Source organism: Paenibacillus sp. MDMC362 (assembly GCF_003269305.1).
Lineage (GTDB): Bacteria > Bacillota > Bacilli > Paenibacillales > Paenibacillaceae > Paenibacillus_AQ.
The window spans coordinates 1-21837 of the sequence record NZ_QLYT01000036.1; the positions used below are offsets into that span (position 1 = coordinate 1).

Annotated in this window: 15 protein-coding genes; 1 reads left to right on the top strand and 14 read right to left on the bottom strand. The window is 47.5% G+C overall.

All coding sequences use genetic code 11. The features are described 5' to 3' along the window. Positions 1-529 precede the first annotated feature (529 nt). The gene (locus tag DP091_RS18410) at positions 530-1786 is read left to right on the top strand and encodes an MFS transporter (protein WP_113059661.1); all 1257 of its coding nucleotides are present in this window, start codon (positions 530-532) and stop codon (positions 1784-1786) included. A 63-nt stretch (positions 1787-1849) separates the two neighbouring features. Here DP091_RS18410 and DP091_RS18415 read toward each other — a convergent pair whose 3' ends face one another. The 14 genes from DP091_RS18415 to DP091_RS18480 all read right to left on the bottom strand — a co-directional run bounded on the left by DP091_RS18415 (position 1850) and on the right by DP091_RS18480 (position 21809). Next, positions 1850-2041 (bottom strand): hypothetical protein, encoded by a 192-nt coding sequence (locus tag DP091_RS18415; protein WP_113059662.1) that lies wholly within the window; start codon positions 2039-2041, stop codon positions 1850-1852. 252 nt (positions 2042-2293) lie between these two features. Next, on the bottom strand, positions 2294-6796 hold the full coding sequence (locus DP091_RS18420; RefSeq protein WP_113059663.1) for a S8 family serine peptidase: 4503 nt from the start codon (positions 6794-6796) through the stop codon (positions 2294-2296). A gap of 361 nt (positions 6797-7157) precedes the next feature. After that, entirely contained in the window at positions 7158-9173 is a 2016-nt protein-coding gene (gene ligA, locus DP091_RS18425) for an NAD-dependent DNA ligase LigA (RefSeq protein WP_113059664.1), read from the bottom strand. Positions 9174-9311: 138 nt separating this feature from the next. Beyond that, on the bottom strand, positions 9312-11642 hold the full coding sequence (pcrA, locus tag DP091_RS18430; protein WP_113059665.1) for a DNA helicase PcrA: 2331 nt from the start codon (positions 11640-11642) through the stop codon (positions 9312-9314). Between the two features lie 309 nt (positions 11643-11951). Continuing rightward, positions 11952-12641, bottom strand: coding sequence for a heptaprenylglyceryl phosphate synthase (gene pcrB / locus DP091_RS18435; protein WP_113059666.1), 690 nt, complete (start codon positions 12639-12641; stop codon positions 11952-11954). A gap of 406 nt (positions 12642-13047) precedes the next feature. Then, complete coding sequence (locus DP091_RS18440; RefSeq protein WP_113059667.1) at positions 13048-13929, bottom strand: phosphatidylinositol-specific phospholipase C/glycerophosphodiester phosphodiesterase family protein; 882 nt, start codon at positions 13927-13929, stop codon at positions 13048-13050. A 117-nt stretch (positions 13930-14046) separates the two neighbouring features. Next, entirely contained in the window at positions 14047-15447 is a 1401-nt protein-coding gene (locus DP091_RS18445; protein WP_113059668.1) for an undecaprenyl-phosphate glucose phosphotransferase, read from the bottom strand. Next, a complete protein-coding gene (locus DP091_RS18450) occupies positions 15444-16355 on the bottom strand; it encodes a glycosyltransferase family 2 protein (RefSeq protein WP_113059669.1) in 912 nt (303 codons plus the stop codon). The genes DP091_RS18445 and DP091_RS18450 overlap by 4 nt, the downstream gene beginning before the upstream one ends. Before the next feature lie 111 nt (positions 16356-16466). Next, a complete protein-coding gene (locus tag DP091_RS18455; protein WP_113059670.1) occupies positions 16467-17393 on the bottom strand; it encodes a glycosyltransferase family 2 protein in 927 nt (308 codons plus the stop codon). A gap of 78 nt (positions 17394-17471) precedes the next feature. Beyond that, positions 17472-18356, bottom strand: coding sequence for a dTDP-4-dehydrorhamnose reductase (gene rfbD, locus DP091_RS18460; protein ID WP_113059671.1), 885 nt, complete (start codon positions 18354-18356; stop codon positions 17472-17474). After that, the gene (gene rfbB / locus DP091_RS18465; RefSeq protein WP_113059672.1) at positions 18353-19375 is read right to left on the bottom strand and encodes a dTDP-glucose 4,6-dehydratase; all 1023 of its coding nucleotides are present in this window, start codon (positions 19373-19375) and stop codon (positions 18353-18355) included. The genes rfbD and rfbB overlap by 4 nt, the downstream gene beginning before the upstream one ends. A 14-nt stretch (positions 19376-19389) precedes the next feature. After that, positions 19390-19938: a dTDP-4-dehydrorhamnose 3,5-epimerase gene (gene rfbC / locus DP091_RS18470; RefSeq protein WP_113059673.1), complete on the bottom strand. Its 549-nt coding sequence runs from the start codon at positions 19936-19938 to the stop codon at positions 19390-19392. A gap of 21 nt (positions 19939-19959) precedes the next feature. Next, positions 19960-20703 carry a sugar phosphate nucleotidyltransferase gene (locus DP091_RS18475; RefSeq protein ID WP_113059674.1) on the bottom strand — a complete coding sequence of 248 codons (744 nt, stop codon included), beginning with the start codon at positions 20701-20703 and terminating at the stop codon, positions 19960-19962. Continuing rightward, positions 20700-21809: a glycosyltransferase family protein gene (locus DP091_RS18480; RefSeq protein WP_113059675.1), complete on the bottom strand. Its 1110-nt coding sequence runs from the start codon at positions 21807-21809 to the stop codon at positions 20700-20702. Before DP091_RS18480 ends, DP091_RS18475 begins: the two co-directional genes overlap by 4 nt. Positions 21810-21837: the final 28 nt, after the last annotated feature.

Sequence of the window (21837 nt, forward strand, 5' to 3'; positions counted from 1 at the left end):
CGTTCGTCCTGAGCCAGGATCAAACTCTCCAATAAAGTGTTTGACTTGCTCATTTCAAAGCTAACGTATTAACGTTTGCTTGTGTTACATTGACGTGATCCATTTGTTCAGTTTTCAAGGAACTTGTTGGCTGCTTTGCCGATCATCTCAATCAGCAGCGCAGGTTTATATCTTATCAAGTATTTAACTTGATGTCAACACTTTTTTTCGACGCCGTTCGACAAGCTTCAAAAGCTTTCGTCAAAAGCGACAGTTAGTAATATACCATGATACAAAAAATATAGCAAGCATTTTTAAAAGAAAATATGTAAAGTTTCGCATAACATCGCTCCTATCAAGATGTATACCTTATAGAGAACGATATTTAACCCCGCCTGCCGGCGACCTTGCTATACATTTGCTTCATCGTAGACCTCAAGTTCATGAAGTATCATCTCGAAATGTAATTGATTTCCTATGAAAAAGGTTTTAAGGTTAGTTCATCGCTTTTCTAATGCCCGACTACATACATAAGAAAGGAGTTCGCCGAATGGCAGACAAAAGCATCGCTCTCCAAAAGCCCGCAGATACTCCAAGCCCTGCGCACGGAGAGGCAAATCAGGCTACCGTATATAAAATTCTAATCGCCATCAGTTTCGTTCATTTGTTTAATGATTCGATCCAGTCCGTGATCCCTGCTATCTTTCCTATATTAAAGGATAATCTGCTGCTTACTTTTACGCAGATCGGTTGGATCTCCTTTGCCATTAATTTTACTTCATCCATTATCCAGCCGGTTATCGGGTATGCCGCGGATCGAAGGCCGACACCAATTCTGCTTCCGATCGGTATGTGTTTCACGTTTGCAGGCGTATTCATTCTTGCATATGCAGATACATATATCCTTGTTCTGTTCGCCGTCGTTCTGATCGGATTAGGCTCGGCGACCTTTCACCCTGAGGGAATGCGAGTCGCTCATATGGCTGCAGGTATGCGAAAAGGGTTATCCCAATCGATCTTTCAAGTAGGAGGCAATGCCGGGCAATCACTTGCTCCGCTCCTGACACGATACATCTTCGTACCGTTCGGGCAGTTTGGCGCGATCGGTTTCACCTTCGTTGCCGCGGCCGGTATCCTCGTGCAATCTTATGTTGCCCATTGGTATCATGGCATGCTGAAAGCTGGTTACACGTTTAAGAAGAAAGCCGCCGGACGCATGCTTGATCCCGCCCGCCGCAAAAGCGTACGCAATGCAACGCTGGTTCTCGTTATTCTCGTGTTTATCCGCTCCTGGTATGGCGCAGCCATTAGCAGCTATTATGCGTTCTACCTCATGGATGCGTACAAGATCACGATTGATAACGCTCAGATTTATATTTTTCTATTTCTCGCATCCGGAGCTGTGGGTACCTTCTTCGGCGGTCCGCTGGCCGACCGCTTTGGGCGCCGCAACATGATCATGCTCTCCATGATCGGCACAGCACCCATTGCGTTGATTCTGCCGTTCGCCTCCCCGTTCTGGGCGGCTGTATTGCTGCTGATTGGCGGATTTGTTCTATTGTCCAGTTTTTCAGTTACCGTCGTATATGCCCAAATGCTGCATCCGGGCAATATCGGTACGGTATCCGGGCTGATTACCGGGTTTGCTTTTGGCATGGGCGGGGTCGGTTCGCTTGTGCTCGGTAATCTCGGGGATGCTTGGGGAATCGGCAATGTTATGATCGCCATCGGCTTCTTGCCGCTGCTTGGTCTGCTTGCCCTGCTTCTTCCCGGTGATGATAAGCTGGACCAGTGGTCGAGGGAATAATCGAGATTATGGAAGAAAGACACTCATCATGCTGCACAATACGTGCATGCATTGAGTGTCTTTTTACTTTATTTTTCTGACAAGTTTAATGAACCAGTACAGGAATATCCATGGGAGCACGTACTTCGTCAGCCACTCGATGCTTATGCGAATCATTCCAGCAGCATCCTCAGCCGCGATATCCCCGAGCACAGTAACCAAAATGAAAAATAGAACTATGGCAATGGTTATATAGAAGACAGAGCTATATCTCATCCCCATCCTCCCTTCATCCGACTTCTCATGCTACCAGAATATTACACATCACGGGATGCGTAATCAACTTTTTTGATCGACGATTCCAATAAACGAGGGCCAACTTAAAAAAAGGAGCAACGATGTTAGCATGGACGCGTATCAAAGCAGGCGCATATAAAAAGAGGAGATGCCCCGTCAATTCGCATGACATAGAGCAGCTCCTCTTTTGTTACTCACAATTGTATTCCAGATGATTCAGTATCGCCTTCATTAGATTTTGTTCAGATAATCCAGCAAACGGTATACAATCACGGATACCTGAGCCCGAGTGGAAGTTTCACCCGGTCCGAAGCGGTTGCGATTCACTCCCTTCACCAGACCTTCCTTCACAGCAAAGGCTACGGCCGCGCGTGCATCCTCCGAAATCAGATTCGTATCATTAAATGACAAGGAGCCTGCATCGGAATCAATCTTCAGCGCTTCCGCAATCATGACCACCATATCCTCACGGGTCAGCGGATTCTTCGCTCCCGCTTCTTTGCTGCGTGTTTCCCAATCGATGCCTGTTTCGAAAATACGATCAAGTAATGTCGCGAACTCGGCATGGGTCACCGCATTGTTTGGAGAGAAGCGGCCTGCACCTGTACCGTTCGTGATATGCTGCGAGGCAGCAACCTCGATCTCATCCTTAGCCCAGTGGCTGATGATGTCGTTAAAGGTTACGTTATTCTCGGCAGCCATATATGAACCTGGACCGTTAATACGGAACGTGATCGATCCACGCTCAGCCGATTGCAGCAATCCTGCGGATTGCAGGTCCCCTTTATCCGACTGCACGTAGGCACCTACCTTACGCGCATCCTTCACTTTTGTTGGGTCATAGTTCAATGTCAGCAAAAGCGGATGTTTAAACTTATCCCCGTGCTTGATCGAAACGATCGGGGATACAGCGTTCAATGTGTTTTCAGATCCTGCTTTGCTTGCAGCTACGGAAACCGCTAAGCTGAATCCGCTGCTCGTTGTGAAATCATCCAAGGCATCAGCAGGCACCGTCAAGGTAAATCCATTACCCGCAATCACAAGCGGTTTGCCGGATGCTTTCAGCTTATCCACGGCAGCCTTACCGAGGGTAAGGGCTACATCGCTATATTTGCTGAAATCCAGCTTCGATATATCCAGCTTCACTTCTTTGCCGTCTCCGGTAATCCCTGCCGCAACCGCTGCTTCTGACAGAGCGGCCGTTGCAGAATCGGTACCATCCGCATTTTTCTTCGTGGTTACTTTGGCATCACCCGTTACTTCAGGTGCTGGAGTGGTTGGAGTTCCTGTGGAACCCCCACCGGAGGACGAGCCGCCTCCACCGCCGCCTCCAGATCCGCCACCTGGGTTACCTGGATCCGGGTTGCCTGGTCCAGGCGCGCCTGTCAACTGCAAAGATACGGAAGCCGTTCCTTGAAGTCCTTGACGGTCCTTGACGGAAAGCTCAACGGTATAGTTGCCTGAAGATAATGTGTCTAGGGCAATGCTAAATGCACCATCCTGTCCAACATCAAAGGTGCCTTGCTTGGCGACCGTTTTGTTAGCTCTTTTAATAACGTAATTGGCATCTAACCATTCGCTTACATCAAAATCAATTGCCCATTCATCCCACAGAGCCGGAACAGCCGTTACATAGAGGTCATCGATCGTACCGGTTAGTGCAGGATTACTCTTGCCGGATATATTGACATCCAGCTCGGTTTGGATCGATGGTGCTGATCTCTTCACGAAGAAAGGAATCGTGGCATAATCGGAATAAACGATTCCATCCGTACCCAGGGATAAAAGCTCGATCGAATATAATCCGTCCTGAACCTCTACCTCTTTCTCGGTTTCATAATCGGCATACTTCCCGTTCCAGCCGATCGTAAACGAGGTGTTTGCATCAAAGTAGGCTTCCCCTCCGAATATTTGGCCAATAATACCGTCGCCGTCAACACCCGCTCCTGGATTAAGACTGTCATACAAGTCCACAATGACGATCTGCATCGGATTGTAGAATTCAAAAGCCAGGTTGAGTTTGCCCAATTCACCAGTCTTGGTCAACGGAACATGCGGTAAATAGTTCTCTTTGTCACTGTAGGCTTTTGTATATTTCACGCCTGTGATCTCAAGGTTAAAGTACGCAACATAAGGAACCGAATAGGTGTGGGTTCCATTGGTAAAGGTAATATACCCTTGTTGTTCCGATACGCCCTCTATCCCTTCCGGCACTTGAAGGGTTACTGTGACCTCTTCTTGACCGTTGAGGGCGAAGGTGCTTTTATCGGTTGTAACACTTACCCCCGGCGTGACCTGCGTGTTATTGATTTGCACGTTAAAAGTTCCGCCTGCATTTCCAATACTCTCTACCTTTATTTTTTTCTGAACGGTCTTGGCAGCTTTGCCGGTAAAATTACCGAAGTTAATGCTCCCCGTAATATTATCCTGCTCTTTACTTGTTCCGTTCTCCTGATACGAAGTCTTGTCCATGACCTTCACCAGAGCCTCTGCCTGGATGGTATTAAGTGCTTGTACACGCCCGGCTCCTTGATCCGTTACATCGTAGGATTCGGTATTCAGCACTTTGGCGTTATTCATCAATGCGACTTTGACATCGAATGGAGTCCAGTCGCTGTGCTTCTCCAAAATGAGAGCTGCAAGCCCTGCCACATGCGGGGATGCCATACTGGTACCTGTTAAACGGTCATAGGACTGACTGTAATCTGCATCGGCAATGTCCCTACCGTACGCCGGAATGGATGACAAAATGCTGGTTCCCGGTGCAACCACGTCAGGTTTAATGTCCAACGTCTTTTTAGCCGGGCCGCGGGAGCTGGAATCATTGATTTCATCGCCTGCGGTTCGGTTTTTGATAAAATCCGTAAAATTCACTTTCATATTCGGGTTGGCATCGAGCAGCGATTTGATATAATCGCCGTCTTCTTTGCTCATACTAAAGGTTGGAATGAAGGCAAAACTGTCTCCAAGCAACACACCGATAGGCCCAGGGTTCTGGTTGAACACAATAACACCCTTCGCGTCTGCCGCCTTAGCATTGGCAATTTTTTCGACAAAGGCAATTTCGCCGCGTTTAATCAAAGCGATTTTGCCCGCTACGTCTTTACCTTCGAAATCCTCTGGCTTACCCAGATCCGCATAAACCAGTCCGAAATCGCCATCCAGGACAACTCCAGGATCTTCGGCCAGATTCCATGCCATTAATTCAAGCTTATATGTTGCATCTACCACAGTAATCGGAGCGTTATCGTCTGCTGAAGGCCCTTCCTCATCCTTGACAGGTTCAACAGCCTCTTCTTCCGTGACCGGCTCCTCTCCGGCTCCTTCAGTCGGTTGAGCCGGCTCTAGATCTTGCTCCGTATCGATAGAATCGGAAGTCTCATCGACAGCTGCCGTGTCATCAATCGATGTTGGCCCAACTGCTTCATATGCCTGTGCTCCTACATCCGTCTGCTCTTCAGGCGTAGCGGGTTGTGTTGGCCCTGCTCCAAGCTCCAACGGATCCTCATTGTTATCCATTGGCTCACCCGGCAATTCCGAATCCGTGAAAAAGTGCGATGTTGCCGCAATCTCGTCACTTGGACCCGTTGAATTACCTACCGTAATCGGAAAAGCGGCCGCCCCCGGCGATCCAACCGTCCAGCGGTTAGGCCCCGAATTGCCGCTTGCAACGACTGGCGTGACACCAGCCAGCGCAGCATTGTTAAGTGCCACGGACGTCACATAGTCCGGATCATTACGTGAATTGCCAAGCGAGAGGTTGATTATATCCATTCCGTCCTGAACGGAACGGTCAATACCACCCAGTACCCAGCTGGAATAGCCGCTTCCGTACGGTCCAAGAACACGGTAAGCATAGATATCCGCTTCCGGCGCAATGCCTGCAACTCCATATTCGCCGGCATCACGGGCTCCGATGGTACCCGCTACATGCGTTCCGTGATCCGTCCAATACGTACTCCCCCTGTCATCGACCTGTGGGGGATTGGAAGGGTCATTCTCCCAGTCGAGCGGAGTCGCCTCATAGGGATCGTTATCATTGTCGACGAAATCATATCCACCCTTATAAGCATCTTTCAAAACAGGGTGTACGTAATCAATACCCGTATCGATAACGCCTACTTTAACGCCTTTACCTGTATAACCGAGATCCCATACTTCCGGAGCACCGATGAACGGCCCCGTATCCTTCATGTATGGACTCACTTCGCCCTTCGGTCCAACCGTTACCTCCAGATCGGGATATACGCCTAGAACGCCAGGAAGATCCAGCAGCGCTTCAACCTTGCTGCCGTCAATCTCCATGGACACCCCGTTGAATGCGTAACTATATTGCTCCGAAATTTCGTGCGTTATATTCTTCGTGCTCAGGCTGCGTATAAAAGTCTGCTGCTCCAATTGTACCTGTGCCTCAACCTTCGCCTCTGCGGATGAACTAAAGGATTGACCCTGAATAGAGGAAAGCCCTTTGGCTAAGGCCACTGGCTCAGTAGACAGCTCTACAATGACTCTTGTAGGACCCCCGGCAGATCTCTGCAGGCTTTGATCAAGCACCGGAAACTCGGCAAGCTTAGCTCGCTGTTTCAGAATACTCTTTACCTGCCTAGCTTCATCGGCACTGAGCGGATTGTCCAGCTCGATCTGCCGTTCTGACGGAGCGGCCCCAGCCGCTGGTGCAACGAGTGATAGCGTTAATACAAAACTTAGTAGTGCGGACCATAACTTTTTACTCAAGGCTTTGCCCCTCCCATAAGATAGATTTCCCAATCACATTAGGGTCTGGGATGTCATCAGCATATCTGCGCTGCCTAACGATGGTATCCACTCCTTTCCGCATAAGACTGACCCGTGGTAAATTATTCTAGAATCCAAAATTAGATTCCTTCATCCTTTTCTGTATGCTTTTGTTAAATTCAGTCGAATACATAGGAGCTTTTGACGAATGATCGAAAACGTCAGAGATTCATAGAAAATATGGCTTACATCGCAAGTAAGGGAGAAGTCGGGGAACCGGGGAAAAAGAAAAACCGAGGCTATCGATAGCCTCGGTTCACATGGAGTTGCAACTGATTCTGCAAGATATATCCAAGTTGTATTATGATTCGTCTAGCAATCGCACGAACTCTTCCTCATCCTCCAGAATGTCGATGCCGAGCTGCTGGGCTTTCGCCAGCTTGCTGCCGGCTTTTTCGCCTGCAATGAGGAGGTCGGTTTTCTTGGACACGCTGCCGGTGACTTTGGCGCCGAGCGCTTCCAAGCGTTCGGTCGCCTCTTCGCGGGTCAGCAGGTGGAGGGTGCCTGTCAGCACCACCGTTTTGCCGCTGAAGTAGGAATCGGTGCTGACCGGCTTCAGTGCTTCCGGCGCTTTTGCTTGGACACCCAGCGAGAGCATCTTCTGAATGCTTGCTTGGGCAAACGGGTCCGCGAAGTATCCAGCGATGCTTTCGGCCACGATGCCGCCCACGTCCGGCAGCTCGACCAGTTCTTCTGCGGTCGCCGCCATCACGCGGTGCAGATCGCGATAGTGATCGGCCAGCATTTTGGTTGTGGATTTGCCGGTATTCGGTATACCCAGCGCAAAGAGGAACGATGCAAGATCCCGCTCCTTACTCTTCTCGATGGCATCCAGCAGATTCTGGGCTTTTTTCTCGCCGAAGCGCTCCAGCTTCAGCAAGCTATCAAAAGATAACGTGTAAAGATCAGCCGGTTCTCTTACACCCAGTTCGTCGTATAACTGGATCGCGGTTTTGTCGCTGAATGTTTCAATGTCCATGGCATCCCTGGAAGCAAAATGCGTGATCCGGGCCACGATTTGCGGTTTGCATCCCGTCTTGTTGTTGCAGAAGAGATGAGCGCCGCGCTGCTCCAGCGGGAATCCGCAGGATGGACACTGTTCCGGATACAGGATCTCTTCTCCGTCCTGCTCCTCCGTTACTTTGCCTAAGATCTCGGGAATAACGTCATTCGAACGGCGAATGAAGACTCGGGAGCCCAGTGCGAACTTGAGGTTCTTGCGCTCAATATCCCCGATATTGTTCAGCGTACAATTTTGCACCGTGACTCCGGCAAGCTCAACAGGCTCTACACGCGCTAACGGCGTGATTTTCCCGGTCCGCCCCACATTCCAGGTTACCGACTGCAGCACGGTCGTGGTTTCTTCCGCTTCGAATTTATAAGCGACTGCCCAGCGCGGGAATTTGTCGGTATATCCAAGAGCTTCGCGGATGCGGAAATCGGTCACCTTCACCACCGCTCCGTCAATGAGATAATCGAGCTCGGAACGACGTTTCTCGATATCGGCCAATTGCTCCATCACGTCATCAAACTGCTCAAAATAGAAAATGTACGGATTTACCTTGAGCCGGTTCTCGCGCAGGAAATCCATCATTTCCTTGTGATCGGCAAAGGTGATTCCATCCGAATAACCTACATTATAGAAGTAAGCGTTCAGTTTACGCTCAGCCGTCACCTTGGGATTAAGATTGCGGAGCGCCCCTGCGGCGGCATTACGCGCGTTCTTGAGCGGCTCAGCCGCGGTTTGATTGTATTTGTCCAGCACGGACAGGTTCATGATGCCTTCGCCCTGTACTTCAATCGTACCTGCCGTGTACGGGATCGTCATCGGCACCGACTTGATGGTTTTCACCTGAGCCAAAATACCTTCGCCAACTGCACCGTTGCCCCGTGTCGACGCCTGAACGAGCTTGCCGTCCTGATAGGTCAGATTCAGCGTGAGCCCGTCAAACTTCAGCTCCAGTGCATAACAAGGTGCCTTGAGAGGATTGCCGGGATTCTTCGTATTATAGTCATTGACCAGCCTGACTACGCGATCATGCCAGGTACGGAGCTGCTCAATGTTCTGAGCCTTATCGAGACTCCATAACGGAGCCAAATGGCGGTGCGGGGCAAAACCCTTCAGAATCTCCCCGCCCACCCGCTGGGTCGGAGAATCCGGAAGCGTCACTCCGGTCTCGGCCTCCAACGCTACCAGCTGGTCGTACAGGGCATCATATTCCTTGTCGCTTACAAGCGGCTGATCCAGCGTGTAGTAATGGTAATTGTAATTGTTCAGCTCCGCAATGAGCTTCTCCATCTTTTCCTTGAAATCCATGCAGGGGCAATCCTCCTTCAATATAATAAGGCCATAATAGGTTGCATTGTGACTTATGTGGACTGTTGTTCAACCATTGTATTACATTGTTGTCCAAACATCCTGCCCTTAACATGCAGCAACCACCATCGTCCTCGGTTATTCCACCTTCGTAATCGGCGCGAAGCCGGCAAGCAGACGTTTCACGCCCACCGGCGCCGGGAATGCAATCTGCAATTCCATGTCGTTGCCGCTGCCCTTTACCGCTACAATCGTACCGGTTCCCCATTTGCCATGGGCCACTTTATCGCCGGCTTTAAATTCCCCACTGCCCGAAGCAGCAGCCGGACGGGATGACCCACCGGTTGTCATCGTCACCCGGCTCTTCGGCGCAGCTTGCGCGGAAGCGGTCGATCCGCTGAGGGAGAGGTCCACGCTGCGGCCGCCGCCAAAGTTGCTGCCTCCGCCTCCGTCGAAGCCGCGTCCAGCGTAAGACCCGCCCACATTGCTACCGCCGCCGCGGCGGTATCGGTCATGTGCCATCTGGGTGTCTTCCTTCAGCTCTTCCGGGATTTCCTCCAGGAATCTCGAAGGCATGTTCGCCGTCGTGCGGCCAAATAAGGTACGCATACGTGCACAGGATAGGAACAGCTGCTTCTCGGCGCGCGTGATGCCCACATAAGCAAGTCGGCGTTCCTCTTCCAGCTCCTCGTTATCCATAAAGGCACGGCTGTGCGGGAATACCCCTTCCTCCATGCCGATGATGAACACCACCGGGAACTCCAGACCTTTAGCACTGTGCATGGTCATAAGCACGACAGCGTCGTCACGATCTTCTTCGTCATCGTTCATCGAATCGATGTCCGCGATCAGCGCAAGATCCGTGAGGAAGGAGATGAGCGATTTATCCTCGTTGTTCTTCTCGAACTCTTGCGTCACCGACAGGAACTCGTCAATGTTCTCGAGGCGGGATCTGGATTCGATCGTATTCTCGTTTTGCAGCTCTAGGCGGTACTCGGACATTTCCAGTATTTTTTCCGTAAGCTCGGTGACCGACAGAAACTCAACCATTCGGCTAAGCGCGGCAATCATGTCGTAGAAGCCCACCAGCGCATTACGCGTCCGTCCGGCAAAACCGAGGTCGTCCACGATTTCCAGCACGCGGAAAATCGAGATGCCCCGCTCTGCGGCTGCAGCAGCCAGCTTCGCGACGGTCGTGTCGCCGATGCTTCTTTTTGGCACATTAATGATCCGCGTCAAGCTGATATCGTCGTCCGGGTTGGAGATCAGGCGTAGGTAGGCGAGCAGGTCCTTAATCTCTTTGCGATCGTAGAACTTGATGCCCCCGACGATCTGGTACGGAATATCCGACTTGATCAGAATTTCCTCGATCACCCGTGACTGCGCATTGGTCCGATACAGAATTGCGTGGTCCTGATAGCTTTTGCCGGCGGTAACGCTCTTACTAATTTCCGAGGTAACAAAATACCCCTCATCATGCTCCGTATCGCCACGGAACACCTTGATCTTCGGTCCTTCACCTTGCTCGGTCCACAGATTCTTCGGTTTGCGGCCTGTGTTCAGGCCGATCACATTGTTGGCAGCATTCAAAATATTCGCTGTAGAACGGTAATTCTGCTCCAGCAGAATCGTCCGCGCCTCGGGATAATCCTGCTCAAAATTCAGGATGTTCGTGATATCCGCGCCACGCCAGCGGTAGATCGACTGATCGCTGTCCCCGACAACGCAGATGCGGTGATGGCTGTCCGCCAACATGCGGCAAAGCATGTACTGCGCCCGGTTGGTATCCTGATACTCATCCACGTGAATGTACTGGAACTTGCGCTGGTAGAAGTCGAGAACCTCCGGCACTTCCTTAAACAGCTGGATCGTGGTCATGATCAGATCGTCAAAATCGAGCGAGTTGTTGCTCTTCAAGCGCTTCTGATATTCCGTATATACCTTGGCAACAAGGGTTTCAAAATAATCTCCGGCTTTCTGTTCATACTGCTGCGGGGAAATCAGTTCATTCTTAGCGGCGCTCATAGCTGCTTGAATTGCCTTCGGCTCGAATTTCTTCGGATCGATGTTGTGCTGCTTCATCACGTTTCGGATCACGGACAGCTGATCAGTCGAGTCTAGGATACTGAAATTCGATGTAAAGCCAATCCGTTCAATGTCTCTACGCAAAATCCGCACGCACATCGAGTGGAACGTCGATACCCAGATGTCCTGGCCTTCCCGGCCGACCAGCTTGGATACCCGCTCCTGCATCTCACGGGCTGCTTTATTCGTAAACGTAATCGCCAGGATGCTCCATGGTGCAGCTTTGCGCGTGGCGATCAGGTACGCGATCCGGTGTGTCAGGACCCGCGTCTTACCGGAGCCGGCACCTGCCATAATGAGCAGCGGTCCGTCGGTTGCTTCAACGGCTTGACGCTGCTGTGGATTCAGCCGTCTGACGGCGTCGTGTATATCAATGGAATGCATAGTATTGCCTCCTAATAGGTGTAGATTTGGTAAGGGAGAAACTTGGTTAACGATGAAAAGCGGAAAAATGGGATAGGGTCTGGCAGATAGATAAAATTAAAGATAATGAATGTATATAATGCTGTCTGTCTATGGCACGGTGTGTTCTGCTTGCTTGATTAAATGGAATATAAAATTAAACATTAAATAAATGCATGCTTAACCGTCACAAGGCGGATGGAGAAAACACACTATTATAGAGCCTGAGCTGGCTTAACGCGTCTCAATATTTTTGGGCAGATCTTATTAATATCTTATAACAGAGACAAGTCAGTCCTTCACGGCCTTGACCGTTTCGAGCGCCTGCTCCAGATGATCATACACAACGTTTCCAACAACGATCGTATCAGCGATAGCAGCTGCCTCCGACGCTTGCTGGGCGCTCGTTATTCCGCCACCATAGAACAAACGGGCGTTATCCAGCGATCTTCGAACCGTACGGACGGTCTCCATATCCCCATAAACGCCGCTGTATTCCAAATACACAATCGGCAGATTCATCAGCTTGTCCGCAATTTGGGCATAAGCGGCGGCAGCGCTCGCTTCAATTGAAGTCTCAGCTCCAGTCAGCTTCGCCACCGCGGCATTCTCGTTCAACACGATATACCCCTCGGTCACAACCAGATCCCACGGGATCATATACCCGTAGCGTTCGATACCTTCACGATGCCGGCCCATAATCCAGGTCGGATCCTGCGTATTCAAAACCATCGGGACCATATATAGATCAAATCCGGGTACAACGGCTTCCAGATCGGATACCTCCTGCACGCAAGGCAGCTCGTAACGCCGAACTCGGGACAGCAGATTCACGGTATTTTCATAAGTGACTCCGGTTGAGCCTCCGACCATAATGGCATCGGTTCCTGACAAACATACCGCATCAAGGGTCTCGTCATCGATCTCCTTGTCGGGGTCCAGCTTAAACACATGCCTCCAGGATTGTATCATCTCTTTCAAGCGTCATTCCTCCACGTTCACGGGTTACTATTATACTAAAATAAGTCTATGCTAGCACGGTAAGCAAGTCAATTTATGTTCGCATAAAATACGAACATTTTTTTGGTAATTGCGGTTTATCGGTTTAGCCGATATACGAACCGAACCTCTGGAAAGCGATTGGGGCTGATACTTCGCTTAAAAAAGCGTCTACCGACATACCGTATGACGCACGATCCCAGACATATAGATGGTGGTTTTCTGTGATATCAAGTAGGCCATGCTTCGAATTTATATCTTCTGATATCATCTAAAAAGCCCGCGATCTCTTAAGGAGATCACGGACTTCCATCCCAGCATTATTATGGATGCAAACAAACTTTTCCGCAGACGGATGCGATATGATGCCCGACATGTAGGGTTACTTCTACTCCAGTCGCTTTGTCATCGTATATCTCAAGCTGTTCTGCTCCAGCTCCGGCTCTGTCAGCAGGTCCGAGTAAACGCCGTACACGCCCCATTTTTCATAATTATTCACGGTGTTGGTGTCATTGATGGTATGGACATAGGTCACGGCACCCGCTTGCCTCAGCTTCGCTACGAAATTCGGACTGACCTTGTACTCCGGCATGGTAACGGCATCAATGCTGTTTTCCTGCACAAAGGTCGTGATCTCGGCAGGGGAATCCTGCGTGGCATACAGCGTATAGATAATGGACTCAAACGGATGGATGTCCAGAACCATGTCGAGCATCGGCTCATTATAAATTTGGACGACTACCCGATCCAGTAGTTCCGGGTCTCGCTCATTAGCAGCACTTACAATCTCCGTGAACAGGTGCTGAATATCCTGATCCTCCTGCTCCTTCGTATCCGTCACGATGTAGATATCGGGATGACGCTCCATCATATCCATGATCCCCTCAATATCCATCGGCTGGTATTGCTCCAAAATCGGCGTATTAATGAATTCCTCATGGCTCAGGCGCGCTGCCTGCTTATCATCGGGGAGCTTCTCCTTCTGACCCAGCTGCTGTGTCATGCTCTTTGTCCACTCGTGCCTGGCCACGACTTTGCGATCCTCCGTCAGCATTAAATCAATCTCAAATACCCGGGTGCCTTTCTCGTAGTTAACAACCATGGCTTCGTAGGCGTTCGTGTAGGACTGTTCCCCTATGCTCCCCATGGCATGGGCGATCAGCCGATAGGCCGTGAAGCCTTGCGATGCTTCCTCTTCCAACTCCAGATGAGTCAGAAGCAGTATCATAATGGCGGAACATAATAGAAGGACAGCTGCGATCCGTTTCATGGTATCCCCACCCTTTGTTTCGTTCATCCCTGTTGCTAGGTAAATACCCAGTTGAAGGGTCGACCAAACAAAAAACGCCACTTGGCTGCTGCCAAATGACGTCTACATTCATTAAAATCAGTATGCGTTCTTAAATCCGTTGCGGATCGTGCGCAGAATGATTTTGATATCAAATAGAATGGACCAATTCTCGATGTAAAAAATATCGTGCTTGATCCGTTCCTCAATCGAAGTGTCTCCGCGCAGACCATTGCTCTGCGCCCATCCCGTGATACCCGGGCGTACGTGGTGTTTCACCATGTACTTCGGGATCTCCTCTTTGAACTGTTCCACATAATAAGGACGTTCGGGCCTAGGGCCCACCACACTCATATGACCGAACAGGACATTGAAGAATTGTGGCAGCTCATCCAGACTGGTCTTCCGAAGAAAAGAGCCGAACTTGGTGCGGCGTGGATCATTCTCCACCGTCCAGCCTGTATCCGGTGCCCCCTCCGGCAGCGGCTTCATGGAGCGGAATTTATACATATAAAAGTTCCGGCGATTCAGCCCAACCCGCTCCTGTTTGAAAATGACGGGTCCCCGGGAAGTCAAACGGATACCCAGGTATATCCCGATCATCACCGGGAGGGTGAGAATAATCGCCACTAGGGAAAATATGATATCAAACGCTCGCTTGAACAGCCGGTTTGCCGCTAGATCCAGCGGGATATCGCGCACGTTGATCATCGGCATCCCCGCGAAGTTATCAAACACCGGCCGTGCCGGGAGGTAATCGAAAAAGTCGGGGATAATCAGCGTCCGGACACCGGCTTTTTCACAAGCGGCAATGATTTCAGGGTATTTGTGGTGCGCATTTAGCGGAAGGGCTAGTACGACCTCGTCGACAAGCTTTTCGTTTAACACCTTATGTAGATCACCGACGGACCCCAGAATGGGTTTAAGCCGTCTCGCCTCGATGTCGTCCCACTGCTGGTAATCATCCAGGAAACCGATGACTTCATAACCAAGCTCCGGGTATTGCTTCAGATTTTTGAAGAAGCGCTTGCCTAACGACCCTGCACCCACGATGAGCACAAATTGGCGGTTGTAGCCTTTTTCCCGAAAATGCTTGAGGGATTTCTTGAGGAAATAACGGTATAGGATGATGAAAGCAACATTGAGAATCATGTAGATGGCGAGATATCCCCGTGAAATATCAATCTCCTTCACATAGAACAACAAACTCAACAGGATAAACATCCCTATCAAGTGCGTGTGGAAGATCTTCATGAACTCATCGGCAAAGCGTTTTTTCCGTTTTGGCGAATACAGCGTAACCAAAGTACCGACTGCCACTGCTATCCCACCGTAGACAAAGCTCCAAATTGTATATGTATTCAGTGGAAGTGGTCTATCAAAATGAAGCCATCCACTCTCAAATTTAATCCACCATGCAAGCAAAAAAGAAAGTTGAATAAAAGCAAAATCAGTGATCATGTATAGTTTTGGCAGGAAACCCTGATTCTTACGGATCATGATTTCACCTCCACTCCACCTGAAGATTGCGTTATGGTTGCTGAACGAATGGGCTTAAGCCGGTTTGTAAGCAAGGACAAGAGTAACTTCAAACCTACGCCTGCATACACGGCTCCATTAACGAATATGTTGTATTTCTGCCGGTAATGCTTCCGATGAAAAAGAATCATCGCCCGATGGAACTCATATATGATCTTAAACGGCCTGCGCCGGGCGCTGCCGCCTTTATAATGGATAATCGTCGTCCGAGGATAATAGTGAATTCCCCAACCCGCCTGCTTGATGCGATAACACCAGTCGATATCTTCTCCGTACATAAAGAACGTCTCGTCCAGCCCGCCAACCTGCTCAATCGTCTCGCGACGTACCAGCATGAACGCACCAACCAAACAATCCACCGGAAACTCAACGTCCGGATTCAAATACCCCAACTGATACTGGTTAAACTCCGGCTTGTTTGGGAACAGCTTGCTAAGCCCGAAGGCATAACAGAAGGACGCTGAAGGCGTTGGGAACCCTCTTTTGCAGGCCTTATCCAGCGAGCCGTCCGGGAGGACGATTTTACAGCCGGAAGCGCCTATGATCGGATTGTAGTCCATAAAAGCGACCATCGTCTGGATCGTATCCTGCTGGATAATCGTGTCGGAATTCAGCAGCAGCATATAGCGACCTTCCGCCACTTCCATTCCCTGATTGTTGGCTTTGGCAAAGCCGGTATTCTCCGTGTTCTCGATCAGCTTGACCTGCGGGAATAACTCTCGAATGGTCGGAACCGACTCGTCCTTCGAGTTGTTATCTATCAAAATGACTTCATATGTATATTCCGTCTCCGATGCAAACACGGATCGTAAACAATCCACCGTCAACTGACAGGTGTTGTAGTTCACGATTAAAATGCTTAAATCCATTGCATAACGTCTCCTGACAAATATAGTAATCTATCGACATTATAGCATAAAGACGCAGAACGGGCAGGAATAAAGAACTTCTATTACTAAAATCTAGTTATTGATGACTCTTTATATATGGCCCACAAGAATTAAAAAGCGAAAGAGTAACTGCTCTACAATGGATTGACGATATAATTTTGATTTTTGAAGAAAATCGATTTTTTCTCTTAGCCGTTCTCTGGGGGCAATAAAAAGTTCGAGCTGCTCTCTCTTACTATCCTCCATTAAATGACCGTACACTCGATAAAACTCACTTGCTTGTTTGACAAGAAGATGCTCTCCTTTATGTTTTATGTAACTGCGATATTTCTGTTTTAGTTTGTTGAATAATGAATTACTACCACCTACAACATTATTTTCATGCTGGCGATACAGCATCGAAGGATTCTTATCATACATTACATTGCCGAAACCAGATACCAATAGATAAAACCACCAGTCGTGCATGATGATCTTGTTGGGATCTATCTGATTACCCTCCATAAACTTATTCCTCGCTGCCTTATTTAACGTAATGGTTGCTCCGACAGCAATATTTTGCACCAAAGCATTGTAAAAAGAAGGTCCCCTTAAAGGGGGCTTGGGCCAAGTACCGAGAGAATTTAAATTTTTATCAGTGAGCTCCGTAGATGTGAATATCATCTCAGGAATATGATCCGCTTGAGAACTTAACATAGTTACAGCACGCTCAATTTTCTGCTCAAGCCATACATCATCCTGATCGCAGAAGCAGTAATAATCCGATTGGGGATCGGATTGCTGAACCAGCTCAAAAAAACTGGAAACAACGCCCACATTACTCCCGGCGATCACTTTGATTCGGTCAGGATGAGCTTTAGTATATTCCTTTAGCAATGCAAGCGTTTGATCAGTAGATCCATCATCTCGTATAAGAACAGAGATATGAGGGTAACTTTGATTTAAAATACTCTGTAGCTGGTCGAATATATAATTCTCCCCATTATAGGAAGACAACAGCACCTGAACCTGTTTCATTTCGCTTATGACCTCCAAACTACTGCTAAATATAACATAAGACCTGATCATACAGATCAGGCCGACATTTTGCTGTATTCACTTCAAGTATAGTTCAGGGTGCTGTTTTATATCCAGCATAAACTCCTTCAATCCCTCTCGCCAATGCGGTAAATCTTGCAATTGGTTTAAACGGATCGAAAGATGGTCCATTACGGAATTAGCTGGGCGAGGAGCTGGGCGAGGGAAATGTGCAGTCGTACAGGGTTGCAGCTCAGCCGTTATCTCTAGTCCCAATTGATCCCGTGCTTCTTCAAAAATAGCCTGCGTGAATTCATACCAAGTACAAGAGCCGCTGTTGGAGGCATGGTAAATGCCGTATTTTTCAGTAGCCGACATTTGTAATAAGAAACGAGCCAAGTCAACCGTATACGTTGGTGAGCCCTTTTGATCATCAACAACTTGCAGGAGCGGCTTTTCCTGTCCAAGTCGTAGCATTGTCTTAACAAAATTGCTTCCCCAGAGTCCAAAAACCCATGATGTGCGGACAATGAACCATTTTGTGCTGAAATCTTTTACGATCTGTTCTCCAGAAAGTTTGGATTGACCGTATACCGTCCTCGGATCAGTGAGATCAAACTCGTGGTAGGCTCCAGCACTGGTACCGTTAAAAACATAGTCTGTACTAATATAAACGAGCTTAGCTCCCACTCTGTCAGCAGATTGGGCAACATTCCTCGTACCGATAGCATTAACTAAATAAGCTCCGTCAATATCGGCTTCAGCGGCATCCACAGCAGTATAGGCAGCACAATGAACAACGCAATCAGGCTTATGCGAAGAAATTACTTGCCGGCATTGATCTAAGCTCGTAATATCCAGCTCCTGTCGACTGCACGGAATCACTTCATGTCCAGCCTGGTCAAAAATATGAATAACGTCTCGCCCAAGCTGTCCATGTGCTCCTGTTACCAGAACCTTCATTGCTCTTCACCTAATTGGCTGCCATATTGCTTGACCAGATAGTCACGGTATACTCCGGATTGAATTCTAGTCAACCATTCCTGGTTATTCAGGTACCAAGCAATGGTTTCCTTTATTCCGGTCTCGAAGTTATGTTTTGGCTTCCAGCCGAGCTCACTCGTAATTTTGGTTGGATCGATGCCATATCTTCGATCATGGCCTGGTCGATCCTCAACGAAACTAATTAGGGACTCCGGTTTTCCTAGTTCTTCAAGGATTGTCTTGACGATGTGTATATTAGTACGCTCATTATTGCCCCCAATGTTGTAGACTTCACCAACTTGGCCTTGATGAATGACAAGATCAATTGCGCTGCAATGATCTTCGACATACAGCCAGTCGCGAATATTCAGACCGTCACCATAAACCGGCAATGCCTCATCATTTAGCGCACGAGAAATCATAAGCGGAATTAACTTCTCTGGAAATTGATACGGACCGTAATTATTTGAGCAGCGGGTAATATTCACCGGAAGACCAAATGTTTCATGGTAAGCTCTGGCGATCAGGTCTCCTCCCGCTTTGCTCGCTGAGTAAGGGCTATTCGGAGCAAGAGGTGTCGATTCAGAAAAGAGTCCTGTTTCCCCTAGGGATCCATACACTTCATCCGTCGAAACCTGCACAAATTTGGTTACCCCGTATTTTTTAGATGCATCTAATAACACCTGTGTACCCAGTACGTTTGTATTCACAAATACTTCGGGCTCCAAAATACTGCGGTCCACGTGGGACTCAGCAGCAAAATTAACTACAACATCGATGCCTTGTTGAAAGATTTGATTCACTGCTACCTTATCCGCAATATCCGCTTGGATAAAGGTATAGTTAGCTTCCTTCTCAACATACTTCAAATTTTCCAGGTTCCCGGCATACGTAAGAACATCCATATTTATTATTTTATATTCTGGATGCTGCTTCATCATGTATAGAATAAAATTACTACCTATAAAACCGGCACCACCGGTTACTAATAGTTTCATGGCATAGTACTCCCCTACTCAAAATTCATTTCAGCATCCTTTAACAAAGGATGACGCTGATCTTTATCCGAAAGGATCGGGTTCGACATCGGCCAGTCAATCCCTAACGCCGGATCATTCCATAATATGCCGCGATCATGCTCCGGGGAATAATATTCGTCTACTTTATACAGCACTTGCGTGTTAGGAACGAGCGTGCAAAAGCCGTGAGCGAAACCCTTAGGGACTAAGAGTTGCCGCTTGTTGTGTTCGCTTAAGATAACGCCTACCCATTGGCCAAAGGTTGGTGAGTTTCTGCGAATGTCTACAACTACATCATAAATAGCACCCGTCAACACACGAATGAGCTTCGTCTGAGCCTTGGGATTGAGCTGATAATGAAGCCCTCTTAAAACGCTAGGTTCAGATGAAAGTGAGTGGTTATCTTGGATGAAGTTGTTATGAATTCCGTGTTCCTTGAATATTTGCTCATTATAACTTTCCATAAAAAAGCCCCGGTGATCGCCATGAACCACCGGTTCCACTATAGTTACACCTTTTAACTTAAGAGGTTGGACTCTCATGACTTTTTGCTCCCCCTTAAATTACATTTTAAACTTGCCGAATTCTTCTCCAAACTCAATGTTTCTTGCTAACTGATTGGCCTTTGCCAACGATTTATGTGTTCCTGCATCCGTCCACCAGCCTTGCAGGACATCGAATGTAAGTTCACCTCGTTTAATATATGCATTATTGACATCGGTGATCTCCAATTCCCCGCGTGCTGAGGGCTTTAATGTACGTATGATATCAAATACATAATGATCAAACATGTATATTCCAGTTACTGCGAATTCAGACTTGGGCCGTTGAGGTTTCTCTTCGATTGAAATAATGTTCTCACCTTGTATCTCAGGAACTCCAAAACGTGATGGGTCAGTTACTTGCTGAATAAGAATTTTCGCTCCCTTAGCCTGACTTTTAAAATTTAAGACATAAGGCGAAATATCATCCGCAAACACGTTATCACCTAAAATGACCACTATCTTATCTTCTCCTGCAAACTGTTCTGCCAAGCTCAAAGCTTGAGCAATGCCGCCAGCTTCATCTTGAACTTTATAAGTAAACGATACCCCCATCTCACGACCACTGCCTAGTAAATTCACAACATCCCCCATGTGATCTTTGCCTGTGACGATAAGAATATCGGAAAGTCCTGCTTGTTTAAGTTTGAAAACAGGATGAAAGATCATTGGATATTTCCCCACAGGAAGGAGGTGTTTATTCGTAACCTTAGTTAAAGGGTATAGGCGGGAACCTGTCCCGCCTGCTAGTATGATAGCTTTCATTTCGAAACTCCTTCTAGTATACTGACAATTTGTTCGGCTCTTGCGCTCCATGTGTGGTGATTCAGAAAAGATAGTGCTTTTTTCCTTGAATATGTTTCTATTTTATCAGTTTGTAAGTCTCCAACCAATTTTAGTAATTCCTCTTTATTAGCGTATAGATTTACAAAAGGCAAAAACTTATGCATTTCCCCATAGTCAATTGCTAAAACAGGTTTATTAAAGAGAATATATTCATATATTTTCACTGGATCAACCGATCGAACCAATTCACTAAGTTTAAAAGGCATTATAAATGCATCTGCATTGTTTGCATATGTCGTAAGTTGTTCATGTTTAACTGCACCAATATAATTAATTCGGGAATGCCGTGGAACATTTACATCCACTGGCCCAATCATCGTGAATTTAACAATTGGATTTTGCTGAAGCATATATAAAATTGTTTCAAAATCAATCCAATTTCCAATAGTTCCGATATACATTAAGTTCAACAAGCCCTCAGATTTGCTAATGTTTATAATTGCAGAATCATTTATGTCTCCCTTTTTAAATAAGGTCGAACTTATTCCATTATTCACTAATAGAGGGGGCTCTTTCAACTCATCGCGATAAATCGATTTCATTTTTTCCTTCAAATAACTTGAAGAAGTAAAGATAACATCAGATCTTTTCACAAGGTCTATTTCTAACTGTTTCAACCTGTCTATACCATTCATTCCTGAATAAAACCCTAAAAAGTCATCCATACAATCATAAATTACGATTTTCCCCTGAAAGTTATCAAGAGAAACAAAGTCCAAAATTATTGGTGAAGTAATCCATATGTAATCATAGTTTTTTAGAGGAATAATAGTCTTTTGATTGATGAGTTTCTCAACAAGTTGCAACTTTCTGAACCGTCCTGAATAAGGGATTTTTTTTAGAATATTAATTTTCGAAAAACTATGTACATCTCGAGAATTATTAATTTCATTTGATTTTCTATTATATATTTTTTGTACATAAAATAGGTCCACATTATAGTAGAACGTAAGTTCCTCATACAAAAAGTGGGGGCGTTGTTTGATCCAGTTCCAATCAACATGCATTAGATACGCAACTTTCAAAAAATTAACCTCCTTCATAGCGACAAAA

Bases quoted from the DNA above. Each gene is read 5' to 3' on its own strand.
- DP091_RS18410 (WP_113059661.1), top strand. From the start codon at position 530: ATGGCAGACAAAAGCATCGCTCTCCAAAAGCCCGCAGATACTCCAAGC.
- DP091_RS18415 (WP_113059662.1), bottom strand. From the start codon at position 2,041: ATGAGATATAGCTCTGTCTTCTATATAACCATTGCCATAGTTCTATTT.
- ligA (WP_113059664.1), bottom strand. From the start codon at position 9,173: ATGGATTTCAAGGAAAAGATGGAGAAGCTCATTGCGGAGCTGAACAAT.
- pcrA (WP_113059665.1), bottom strand. From the start codon at position 11,642: ATGCATTCCATTGATATACACGACGCCGTCAGACGGCTGAATCCACAG.
- DP091_RS18440 (WP_113059667.1), bottom strand. From the start codon at position 13,929: ATGAAACGGATCGCAGCTGTCCTTCTATTATGTTCCGCCATTATGATA.
- DP091_RS18445 (WP_113059668.1), bottom strand. From the start codon at position 15,447: ATGATCCGTAAGAATCAGGGTTTCCTGCCAAAACTATACATGATCACT.
- DP091_RS18450 (WP_113059669.1), bottom strand. From the start codon at position 16,355: ATGGATTTAAGCATTTTAATCGTGAACTACAACACCTGTCAGTTGACG.
- DP091_RS18455 (WP_113059670.1), bottom strand. From the start codon at position 17,393: ATGAAACAGGTTCAGGTGCTGTTGTCTTCCTATAATGGGGAGAATTAT.
- rfbD (WP_113059671.1), bottom strand. From the start codon at position 18,356: ATGAAGGTTCTGGTAACAGGAGCACATGGACAGCTTGGGCGAGACGTT.
- rfbB (WP_113059672.1), bottom strand. From the start codon at position 19,375: ATGAAACTATTAGTAACCGGTGGTGCCGGTTTTATAGGTAGTAATTTT.
- rfbC (WP_113059673.1), bottom strand. From the start codon at position 19,938: ATGAGAGTCCAACCTCTTAAGTTAAAAGGTGTAACTATAGTGGAACCG.
- DP091_RS18475 (WP_113059674.1), bottom strand. From the start codon at position 20,703: ATGAAAGCTATCATACTAGCAGGCGGGACAGGTTCCCGCCTATACCCT.